Source organism: Bacillus sp. FSL R5-0443 (genome assembly GCF_038608285.1).
Taxonomy (GTDB): Bacteria; Bacillota; Bacilli; order Bacillales; family Bacillaceae; genus Bacillus; species Bacillus velezensis.
Genome location: NZ_CP152013.1, coordinates 867,240 through 877,500, shown reverse-complemented (window position 1 = coordinate 877,500; position 10,261 = coordinate 867,240). Strand labels below are relative to the sequence as shown.

11 protein-coding genes and 1 rRNA gene (1 of these 12 running past the window's edge) are annotated in these 10,261 nt (G+C 46.1%); 3 read left to right on the top strand and 9 right to left on the bottom strand.

The genetic code is table 11. From position 1 onward, the window contains the following. Positions 1–781: ribosomal RNA gene (locus NYE28_RS04460) — 16S ribosomal RNA — on the bottom strand; it reaches 769 nt to the left of the window's first position. Between the two features lie 229 nt (positions 782–1,010). Further along, positions 1,011–1,895 (bottom strand): nucleotidyltransferase-like protein, encoded by an 885-nt coding sequence (locus tag NYE28_RS04455; protein ID WP_337681371.1) that lies wholly within the window; start codon positions 1,893–1,895, stop codon positions 1,011–1,013. Between the two features lie 202 nt (positions 1,896–2,097). Here NYE28_RS04455 and NYE28_RS04450 point away from each other — a divergent pair, with 202 nt between their 5' ends. Continuing rightward, a complete protein-coding gene (locus NYE28_RS04450; RefSeq protein ID WP_007408568.1) occupies positions 2,098–2,451 on the top strand; it encodes a YgzB family protein in 354 nt (117 codons plus the stop codon). Positions 2,452–2,485: 34 nt separating this feature from the next. Here NYE28_RS04450 and perR read toward each other — a convergent pair whose 3' ends face one another. Further along, on the bottom strand, positions 2,486–2,923 hold the full coding sequence (gene perR, locus NYE28_RS04445) for a peroxide-responsive transcriptional repressor PerR (RefSeq protein ID WP_003155465.1): 438 nt from the start codon (positions 2,921–2,923) through the stop codon (positions 2,486–2,488). A gap of 124 nt (positions 2,924–3,047) precedes the next feature. Further along, positions 3,048–3,521, bottom strand: coding sequence for a thioredoxin-dependent thiol peroxidase (bcp, locus tag NYE28_RS04440; protein ID WP_003155466.1), 474 nt, complete (start codon positions 3,519–3,521; stop codon positions 3,048–3,050). Between the two features lie 157 nt (positions 3,522–3,678). On the opposite strand from bcp, the gene NYE28_RS04435 reads away from it, so the two are divergent. Beyond that, entirely contained in the window at positions 3,679–4,968 is a 1,290-nt protein-coding gene (locus NYE28_RS04435; RefSeq protein ID WP_007408567.1) for a glutamate-1-semialdehyde 2,1-aminomutase, read from the top strand. A gap of 209 nt (positions 4,969–5,177) precedes the next feature. Continuing rightward, positions 5,178–6,242: an aromatic acid exporter family protein gene (locus tag NYE28_RS04430; RefSeq protein ID WP_007610190.1), complete on the top strand. Its 1,065-nt coding sequence runs from the start codon at positions 5,178–5,180 to the stop codon at positions 6,240–6,242. Between the two features lie 79 nt (positions 6,243–6,321). Here NYE28_RS04430 and NYE28_RS04425 read toward each other — a convergent pair whose 3' ends face one another. The 5 genes from NYE28_RS04425 to fabL all read right to left on the bottom strand — a co-directional run bounded on the left by NYE28_RS04425 (position 6,322) and on the right by fabL (position 10,228). Then, on the bottom strand, positions 6,322–8,064 hold the full coding sequence (locus NYE28_RS04425; RefSeq protein WP_014417243.1) for an ABC transporter ATP-binding protein: 1,743 nt from the start codon (positions 8,062–8,064) through the stop codon (positions 6,322–6,324). An 81-nt stretch (positions 8,065–8,145) separates the two neighbouring features. Continuing rightward, a complete protein-coding gene (locus NYE28_RS04420) occupies positions 8,146–8,676 on the bottom strand; it encodes a DUF402 domain-containing protein (RefSeq protein WP_003155475.1) in 531 nt (176 codons plus the stop codon). A 135-nt stretch (positions 8,677–8,811) separates the two neighbouring features. After that, a complete protein-coding gene (locus NYE28_RS04415) occupies positions 8,812–9,078 on the bottom strand; it encodes a YgaB family protein (protein WP_003155476.1) in 267 nt (88 codons plus the stop codon). A 160-nt stretch (positions 9,079–9,238) separates the two neighbouring features. Further along, on the bottom strand, positions 9,239–9,409 hold the full coding sequence (locus NYE28_RS04410) for a gamma-type small acid-soluble spore protein (protein WP_015417068.1): 171 nt from the start codon (positions 9,407–9,409) through the stop codon (positions 9,239–9,241). Between the two features lie 66 nt (positions 9,410–9,475). Then, complete coding sequence (gene fabL / locus NYE28_RS04405) at positions 9,476–10,228, bottom strand: enoyl-[acyl-carrier-protein] reductase FabL (RefSeq protein WP_003155478.1); 753 nt, start codon at positions 10,226–10,228, stop codon at positions 9,476–9,478. Between the last annotated feature and the right edge of the window lie 33 nt (positions 10,229–10,261).

The window sequence follows — 10,261 nt, the reverse complement described above, 5'->3', positions numbered from 1 at the left end:
CCACGCTTTCGCTCCTCAGCGTCAGTTACAGACCAGAGAGTCGCCTTCGCCACTGGTGTTCCTCCACATCTCTACGCATTTCACCGCTACACGTGGAATTCCACTCTCCTCTTCTGCACTCAAGTTCCCCAGTTTCCAATGACCCTCCCCGGTTGAGCCGGGGGCTTTCACATCAGACTTAAGAAACCGCCTGCGAGCCCTTTACGCCCAATAATTCCGGACAACGCTTGCCACCTACGTATTACCGCGGCTGCTGGCACGTAGTTAGCCGTGGCTTTCTGGTTAGGTACCGTCAAGGTGCCGCCCTATTTGAACGGCACTTGTTCTTCCCTAACAACAGAGCTTTACGATCCGAAAACCTTCATCACTCACGCGGCGTTGCTCCGTCAGACTTTCGTCCATTGCGGAAGATTCCCTACTGCTGCCTCCCGTAGGAGTCTGGGCCGTGTCTCAGTCCCAGTGTGGCCGATCACCCTCTCAGGTCGGCTACGCATCGTCGCCTTGGTGAGCCGTTACCTCACCAACTAGCTAATGCGCCGCGGGTCCATCTGTAAGTGGTAGCCGAAGCCACCTTTTATGTCTGAACCATGCGGTTCAGACAACCATCCGGTATTAGCCCCGGTTTCCCGGAGTTATCCCAGTCTTACAGGCAGGTTACCCACGTGTTACTCACCCGTCCGCCGCTAACATCAGGGAGCAAGCTCCCATCTGTCCGCTCGACTTGCATGTATTAGGCACGCCGCCAGCGTTCGTCCTGAGCCAGGATCAAACTCTCCGATAAAGTAGTTTGACTGACTACGCACATCGCTGTGCGATTTATTTAAAACTTTGAATTAACAGGTGCGTTTTGTCTTGTTTAGTTTTCAAAGATCATTTCAGCCTCATCTCGAGGCGACTTTTTCAGTATAACATTTCAGCGAGTTGCTGTCAAATGTTTTTTTGTTTTTATTTCTCCGCCGCTGTGAGCTTTTTGTTGAAGCGCATCAGCGACGTTTAATAATATACCATGCCTATGATTCAGCGTCAACACTTTTTTTGAAAGAATATCCTCGATGATATACTTCCTGCCCTTTGGTCTCTATTTGAGATACTTCAATAAAGCCTTTTTCCGTCAGATAATCAAGCATGACACCGAGATCTTGGGTGAAGTGCACCAGTTCAGGGTGCTGAAGCAATTCTCCAAACTGCCACATTTCTTTTTCTTTCATCACTTGAAAAAGGTGGGCAGAACCGATTTCAGCTTTTGAATGGATGAGAAAATCATTTGCTAAGAATAATAATTCGAGCCTTTTCTCCAAACTTTCGTGACTCTCGACAAGTTCGGAGTATAGCTTATATACCTGCGGCTCAATGTGACGGACCTGGTTCCAGACTGTCGTTTCGGGATAAAACCCCCGGTCAATCACTTCTATGCGGGCCAAGTGGTGAAGAGCATGCACTACCGCATAATATGCATCCAGAAAATGATCAGCTTCAAAAAACGCTTTTCCTTCTACAAATCTTCTGATCAGCTTGCCGTATTCCATTCCGATCTTTAATTTCCGCTCGGCGAAAGGAAAAGTGCTGAGCTGGTCATTGAGTTCAGATATATATTCATTGCGGTCAAACAGTACTTTGCCGTTGATGATCCAATCTATGACTCTTCTATTGGTCCCAAGCAGAATCCATTCCTGAAGCAGAGCATCCGTTACAATATGTAAAGAAGCGGTTTTTTGTTCGAATTCATAATGCTTTATAAAAAGAGGTTCATCAGCCTGTTTGACAATGACAAGCATGACCGCATCAAAGTTATCCGTGATGGATGATGCTTTACTCCTTCTCTCAATCATAAGGACGGCCAGCGTATCGGGATGACTTGCTCTTTCTTGGTAAATTGGACGGAGAAGATTGTCCATTACGATTCCTCCAATGCGATTGTTTCACTAGCTATTGTTTCTACATTTCTATGATAAAACATGAAAGTCCTTTTTTCTAAACACATTGCACTATTATAACAAATTTCCTTTCAGGTGCCATATTTATTCTTCCCTTTTCTTACGAAAACATGAAGAATATGCCATCTGTTTTGTGCTATAGTTAAACGAGAGGGGGATGGACATGGCGAAATACTCAAGCAAAATTAATAAGATCAGAACGTTTGCGTTAAGTTTGGTTTTCGTTGGGTTTATCATTATGTACATCGGGCTGTTCTTTAAGCAGTCTGTTTTGCTTGCCAGCTTGTTTATGATTCTCGGCCTGCTGTCGATCGGGCTCAGCACCGCCGTTTATTTTTGGATCGGCATGCTGTCCACAAAAGCGGTCCGGGTGATGTGCCCCGCTTGCGAGAAAGAAACGAAGATTCTGGGCAGAGTGGATATGTGCATGCATTGCAGAGAGCCGCTCACATTGGATAAAGGATTGGAAGGCAAAGCGTTCGATGAGTCTTATAACAGAAAAAACAGTGTAAAATAAACGAAGCTGACCGTATCAAAGCGGTCAGCTTCGTTTAGTGGTTTTCTTTTTTGGAACATTCTTGGCAGACGCCGTAAATCTCCAAACGGTGGTGGCTTACCTTAAACCCCGTGACGTGAGCCGCAAGCTGTTCCACTTCGTCAAGCCCGGGATAATGGAAATCTACGATTTTTCCGCAGCTTTCACAAATGGCGTGATAATGGTCAGAGGTGACAAAGTCAAATCTGCTGGACGCATCTCCGTACGTCAGTTCCTTTACAAGCCCCGCTTCCCGGAATACACGCAAATTGTTATACACTGTCGCAACACTCATATTAGGGAATTTCCCTTCCAAGGCTTTATATATATCGTCCGCTGTCGGATGTGCCATAGAATCCACGAGATATTCCAGAATGGCATGACGTTGAGGAGTAATCCGGACTCCCGTATCCTTCAACGTGTCTAAGGCTTCTTTTAATTCATGTGCAGCCATCCGTCATGCACCTCTCTTCTAAAAAAGATTCTTACTTTATAATGTTTATAATTAGTGTACATCTTTTTCCGGTCTCCTGTCAAATGTAATCTGAAGAAAACCCCGTGAGTTCAGCATTTGTCCATTAATTAGACGCAATTTGTTCCAATTCTCGAAGCGCCTCGGCAACGTGATCTTTCACTTTTACCTTTCTCCACTCCTTCACAAGACGGCCTTCTTTGTCTAACAAAAAAGTGGATCGCTCGATACCCATATATTCTTTCCCAAAATTCTTCTTCAGCTTCCACACATCAAAAGCTTCCGCCAATTTGTGCTCATCATCAACGAGGAGCTGGAAAGGAAGATCGTGTTTTTGCTTAAATTTTTCATGTTTATCACGGCTGTCAGGGCTTACTCCGATGATAACGGCATCAAGTCCCGCGAAACTTTCGTGCTGATCACGGAAATCACATGCTTCCGTCGTGCATCCGGGTGTCATGTCTTTCGGATAAAAATAGAGAACGACGTACTTCCCTTTAAAATCCGTCAATGCTACTTCTTCCCCGCTGTCATTCACCAATTTCATATCCGGTGCTGTTTGTCCGATTTCAATCGTCATTTCTTATACCTCCGGGTTTTTTATTAAGCGTATCCAATTCACGTTAAGATTACAACCGTTATCCTCCCGCTCTTTTCTGGAAGCATGAACCGTTGTGCTCGCAATGAAGCATGCTACAATAGAACATGATGTAAGGAGATATTAGGAGGGTCATTTTTTGTATACAAAATCAGTTGAACTTCATAAGGAAGCGTTAGAGCATATCGTTGGAGGCGTGAACAGCCCGTCCAGATCCTATAAAGCGGTAGGCGGCGGTTCACCCGTTGCGATGGAAAAAGCGAACGGCGCTTATTTCTGGGATGTAGACGGGAATCAGTATATCGATTATTTAGCGGCTTACGGCCCGATTATTACCGGACATGCCCATCCGCATATTACTGAAGCGATTAAAACAGCGGCTGAAAACGGCGTGCTGTACGGGACGCCGACCAAACATGAGGTCACTTTCGCCAAAATGCTGAAGGAGGCCATTCCTTCACTTGATAAAGTACGATTCGTAAACTCAGGCACTGAAGCGGTAATGACAACGATCCGGGTTGCACGCGCTTATACAGGCCGGACAAAAATCATTAAATTCGCCGGCTGCTATCACGGCCATTCTGATCTCGTACTTGTCGCTGCGGGTTCCGGTCCGTCTACGCTCGGCACTCCTGATTCCGCCGGCGTGCCGAAAAGCATCGCCAATGAGGTGATTACCGTTCCTTTCAATGACATTGAAAGCTACAAAGCCGCGCTGGATAAATGGGGTTCAGAAATTGCAGCGGTTCTCGTCGAGCCGATCGTCGGCAACTTCGGCATCGTTGAACCTGAAGAAGGATTTTTAGAACAGGTAAATGAATTGACCCATAAAGCGGGCGCGCTCGTCATTTATGATGAAGTGATCACGGCGTTCCGTTTTATGTACGGAGGCGCGCAGGATCTTCTTCAAGTGAAGCCTGATTTAACGGCGCTCGGTAAAATTATCGGGGGCGGCTTGCCGATCGGCGCTTACGGAGGCAAAAAAGAGATCATGGAGCAGGTTGCTCCGCTCGGCCCGGCATATCAAGCCGGCACAATGGCCGGAAACCCGGCATCTATCCTATCAGGCATCGCCTGCCTGGAAGTGCTGAAGGAAGAAGGCGTTTATGAGCGGCTTGATGAGCTCGGCGCCAGACTTGAGCAAGGCATTCTCGCCCATGCGGAGACACACGGCATTACCATCACCGTCAACCGTTTAAAAGGCGCGCTCACGGTTTACTTCACTGATGAAAAGATCGTCAATTACGAGCAGGCGGAAAATACGGACGGAGAAGCATTCGCCAAGTTCTTCAAGCTGATGCTTGAGCGCGGCATCAATCTCGCTCCATCGAAGTATGAAGCTTGGTTTATCACAACCGCACATACTGAAGAGGATATCGACGCCACTTTACAGGCCGTTGAAGATGCGTTCAGACATATGAAAAAATAACTGCTGAAACAAGCGGGAGCCCGGGGCTTCCGCTTTTTCTTTTTGTCCGATTTGTGAGATAATGGTTTTTTCAAAAAAAGACCTTGAATAATTGGTATGATCCCTGTATATTACTTTATTGTTTAGCAAATCAGCCGACAGGGAAATGTAAGTGTCAGCCGTTCGTTCGGCACATAATTTATTAGAGAAAGGAATGCACGCACAAACCAATGAAACTTGGTGCCCGCATTTTTAAAACAGGGATTGCGATTACGCTCGCGCTCTACTTAGCATCATGGATCGGACTTCCGTCGCCGATCTTTGCCGGGATTGCAGCTATATTTGCCATACAGCCCTCTATTTACAGGTCTTTTCTTATCATTATTGATCAGGTTCAGGCAAATATCATCGGCGCTGTCATCGCTACGGCATTCGGACTGATTTTCGGACCGAGTCCGATTATGATCGGATTGACCGCAGTGATTGTCATCACGATCATGTTAAAACTGAAAATTGAACACACCATTTCGATTGCGCTCGTGACGGTTATCGCAATTTTAGAAACACCGGGAAACAGCTTCCTGACGTTCGCTCTGATACGAACAAGCACCGTTATTTTAGGCGTGCTGTCTTCTTTTATTGTGAACCTTGTGTTTCTTCCGCCGAAATACGAAACGAAGCTGACTCATCATACGGTTGAATATACCGATGAGATCATGAAATGGATCAGGCTGACGATGCGTCAGTCCACGGAACACTCGATATTGAAAGAGGATATTGAGAAGCTGAAGGAAAAGATGATGAAGCTTGATCATACGTACCTTCTTTATAAAGAGGAGAGAAGCTACTTTAAGAAAACGACGTATGTAAAATCGCGCAAGCTTGTTTTATTCAGACAGGCGATTATTACGGCGAATCGGGCGCTTGATACGCTGAAAAAGCTGCACCGCTATGAAAACGAGATTTATCATATGCCGGAGGAATTTCAGGAGACGCTGACAGAAGAAATTGATTATCTGCTTCATTGGCATGAAAGGATTCTGATGCGGACGGTCGGCAAGATCAAACCGCATGATGACGATGCTGAAGAAAGCATAAGATATAAACAGCTTTTGACGAAGTCTTTCTTGAAAAATCAGCAGAACTGCGAGGATGAACTGCTTGATTACAATATGCTCAGCATTATGGCTGCGGTTGCGGAATACCGCGAGCAGCTGGAGCATCTCGATACATTAATTACGAGTTTTCAGACATACCACCCGAAAGACAGCGAATTAGAAACAGACGAAGAGTAACCCGGTGCTTCCGTAAAACCGGGTTTTTTTGCATTCAAAAAAACTTATGCCGCCCATTCGGACGGCATAAGTTTTTGTATCAGTTCAAATTCTGAATCGTAAATAAGTGTCTGTACTGGCCGCCTTGGGCCATTAATTCCTCGTGCGTGCCGGTTTCGACGACGGCGCCGTTTTCCATGACGACAATTTTATCCGCGTGCGTAATCGTGGACAGCCTGTGGGCGACGATAAAAGTCGTCCGGTTTTTCGCAAGCTTTTCCATCGCTTCCTGAATGTAGTGTTCACTTTCAAGATCAAGAGCCGATGTCGCTTCATCCAAGATTAACAGCGGCGGATTTTTTAAGAATACACGCGCGATGGAAATCCGCTGTTTCTGCCCGCCTGACAATTTGACGCCCCGTTCGCCGACTTTGGTTTCATAACCTTCTGGGAAATTCATAATAAATTCATGGGCATTTGCCGCTTTCGCAGCCGCAACCACCTCATCCAGAGACGCTCCCGGTTTACCGATGGCGATATTTTCACGAATCGTCTCACTGAACAGAAACGTATCCTGAAGCACCATTCCGACTTGATTGCGGAGGCTTCTCGCTTCATAATCGCGAATATCTGTGCCGTCAATCAGCAGGCTGCCGCCGGATACATCATAAAAACGCGGTATGAGGCTGACAAGCGTCGATTTACCGCCGCCGCTCATCCCGACGAGCGCGACGGTTTCCCCTTTTGTCACCTTTAAGGAAACGTCCTGCAAAATCGTTTCTTTTCCTTCCTCATAACGGAACGAGACATTTCGGAATTCAACTTCGCCCTTAATGCCGTCAGCTTTTACTGCATTCGGTTTATCAGTCAGTTCATACGGCTCGTCGATAAATTCAAATATGCGGTCCATTGAAGCGATCGACTGGGTCAGCGTCGTCGATGAGTTGATCAATCTTCTGACCGGATTGTACATTCTGTCAATATAGCCGACGAACGCAACCATCGTCCCTACCGTCAGCGGACCGTTTATGACAAAATAACCCGCAAACGCGATAACGAGCAGCGGCGCCAAATCCGTAATGGTATTCACGACTGCAAACGTTTTTGCGTTCCAATTCGTATGACGGATCGCTCTGTCCAGAAAATGTCCGTTTTTTTCATCAAAATTGGCTTGTTCATAATCTTCAATGGCAAAACTTCTGATGACGGGCATCCCCTGAACTCTTTCGTGCAAATGTCCCTGAACTTGGGCGAGTGCCTGAGAACGCTCCCGTGTCAGTTTTCGGAGGCGGCCGTAAAAGTATTTCACTGAAATTCCGTATAACGGAAACAAAATGACAGATATCAATGTCAGCTTAACATCGAGTGTAAACATAATGCAGATGACGATCAGCACCGTCATCATATCAAGCCAGATATTCATCAGTCCCGTTATGACAAAGTCTTTTGTCTGTTCGACATCATTTATCACCCGGGAAATGACTTCGCCCGTTCTCGTGTTGGCATAAAACCTCAGGCTCAATTTTTGAATATGATCAAACAATACCCCCCTGATATCATAGAGCACCCGGCTGCCCGTCCATTGCGCGAAGTATTGCCGATAGTACTCTACCGGGGGACGCAGAATTAAAAACAGCACGAACATGATGCCCATTATCGTGAATAGCGATGATGTTTTAGCGCTTGCCGTTCCGCTCCCTTGAATAATGTCATCGACCACGTATTTTAACAGCAGCGGGAGAGCCAGCGGGATGGAGAATTTTATGATGCCGATTAACACTGTGATAAAAATTTGTTTTTTATAAGGTTTTACAAATTGCATATAGCGTCTGATTACGCCCACACTTTATCCCCCTCTCTCTTTAAGGCGTGTGAGCCCATGTGAAAAACCTGTTGACACCCCAACAGGTTTTTTATTGTATCTTTATTTTGTATAGCGCAGATACCGTTCATACCACATATCAACAAATTCCGGAGCAAACGGTCCTTTCCGCTGATGAATCCAGTGCAGCAGCGTATTCAGATACTCCTTCAGAATGCTGTCGATCTCTTTAGGGTAATTCATAGATTTGCGGTGGTCATCGTATTCATCCTCGTCAAGAATGTTATACGTCATATCCGGAAACACCTTGACATCCAAATCGTAATCAATATATTTGATGGCCTCTCCGTCATAAGCGAACGGCGAGCTGATGTTGCAATAATAGTGTACCCCGTCATCTCTCAGCATTCCGATGACGTTAAACCACTGACGGGCATGAAAGTAGCAGATCGCCGGTTCTCTCGTCACCCACGTCCGTCCGTCGGATTCCGTCACCATAGTCCGGTCGTTGGCTCCGATGATACACAATTCCGTACTTTTTAAAATCGTCGTTTCATTCCAAATTCGATGAAGCAGCCCGTTATGCTTATAGCTGTGAATTTGAATGGTTTCTCCTTCCTTGGGATATCCCATATTTCTCCCCTACTTTCTGTAAAGCCCTGCAGTCAATGCAGCCGCAATTGCTTTCCGACAAGTCTTTTCACTATTATAACGTTACGAATTAAAAAATGAAAATAAAAGAACCACTCCGCTTCCGGAATGGCACATTCATTTCTGCACATAGGAAGACGGCTTTTCCGTGCTGCGATAAGACTGGATGACTTGCTCTGTCTGCCTTTGGAATAACTCCTGTATGCCGGCCAGGTCTTTTCGCTTTGTCGCAATTTCGTCCTGTACATTGTCCAGCTTTGCATCTCTTTCCAGACTGATGAGTTCCGCTTCCACCTGCCGGCAGCGGTCAAGTTCTGACTGCAGCTCGAGAAGCTGATCCATGATTTTCATCTGTTCACTTACAAGCTTTTCAAACTCTGACATCGGGTTCCTCCTTAGGCTTTTAGGTTGATACTCCTTACCATTTCGATTTTACGCCGGAAAACCCTTTGACTCATTCTGTAGAGGAATCACAAGTTTTGTCGTTTTGGCAACAGAAAAAAGCACTTCCATCCGAAGATGAAGTGCTTTTTCGTTTCAGTGATTAGCTGTTTTGCTGTTTGTTTTGTTCAGCAGATTGGTTTTGCTTTCTAACCTGCTGCGCATCAGTTTCACTGCCGAATTCAGTGCCGTATTGACCCTGACCGGAAGCTGATTGCTGGTTTTGTTTTTTCACCTGCTGAACGTCTGTTTTGCTGTATTTTGAGTTTGCCATTGTTATCACCTCCACGCACTTTAGAATGCGCAGGAGATGATAAGGCTATTCATCTTTTTTTAAAACTTATACAAGCAGAGAACGTCCGCCGTCAATAATGATGGTCTGGCCGCGGATCATGTCCGCTTTTGAAGAAACTAAAAACTCCACCGTATCGATCATATCTTTAATTTCGACCATTCTGCCGGCCGGCGTATTTTGGCGGGCATCTTCCAGCAGTTCATCTCTGTTAGGGAAATGCTTCAGCGCGTCCGTATCAATCGCTCCGCCTGACACCGCGTTTACGATGATATTTTTCGGAGACAGCTCAACCGCCAGATAACGGGTTAACGATTCTAAAGCGGCTTTTGAGACACCGACCGTCGTATAGTTTTCAAGATAGCGGATGCTGCCGAGCGAGCTGATGCTGACGATGTGGCCGCCTCCGTTTTTCTCCATCATCTTTGCCGCTTCCTGGGCGCAGAAAAGCAATGCTTTCGCATTGATATTCATCGTCCAGTCCCAGTGTGTTTCTTCGAGTTCCATGACCGGTCTCAGCACGCCTGAAGCCGCATTATTGACGAACACGTCCAGTCTGCCGAATGTTTCGTCAATCTGGCGGAACATGTCTTTGATTTTTGCCGGCTGGCCGACATTGGCTTTAATGACGAGCGTTTTAACGCCGAGTTTTTCAATTTCTTCGGCGGTTTCTAATGCCGCTTTTTTACTGCGGGCGTAATTGATGACGATGTTGTATCCTTTTTCCGCGAGTCTGATGGCGGCTGCTTTCCCGACGCCGCGGCTGCTTCCCGTGATCAGTGCGCATTTATTTTGTTCCATTTTTCCTCAGCTCCTTGCTGTGTATAGTTCTTT

Excerpts from the sequence above, each read along its gene's own strand:
- NYE28_RS04455 (WP_337681371.1), bottom strand. The coding sequence starts at position 1,895 with ATGGACAATCTTCTCCGTCCAATTTACCAAGAAAGAGCAAGTCATCCC.
- NYE28_RS04450 (WP_007408568.1), top strand. The coding sequence starts at position 2,098 with ATGGCGAAATACTCAAGCAAAATTAATAAGATCAGAACGTTTGCGTTA.
- perR (WP_003155465.1), bottom strand. The coding sequence starts at position 2,923 with ATGGCTGCACATGAATTAAAAGAAGCCTTAGACACGTTGAAGGATACG.
- bcp (WP_003155466.1), bottom strand. The coding sequence starts at position 3,521 with ATGACGATTGAAATCGGACAAACAGCACCGGATATGAAATTGGTGAAT.
- NYE28_RS04430 (WP_007610190.1), top strand. The coding sequence starts at position 5,178 with ATGAAACTTGGTGCCCGCATTTTTAAAACAGGGATTGCGATTACGCTC.
- NYE28_RS04420 (WP_003155475.1), bottom strand. The coding sequence starts at position 8,676 with ATGGGATATCCCAAGGAAGGAGAAACCATTCAAATTCACAGCTATAAG.
- NYE28_RS04415 (WP_003155476.1), bottom strand. The coding sequence starts at position 9,078 with ATGTCAGAGTTTGAAAAGCTTGTAAGTGAACAGATGAAAATCATGGAT.
- NYE28_RS04410 (WP_015417068.1), bottom strand. The coding sequence starts at position 9,409 with ATGGCAAACTCAAAATACAGCAAAACAGACGTTCAGCAGGTGAAAAAA.
- fabL (WP_003155478.1), bottom strand. The coding sequence starts at position 10,228 with ATGGAACAAAATAAATGCGCACTGATCACGGGAAGCAGCCGCGGCGTC.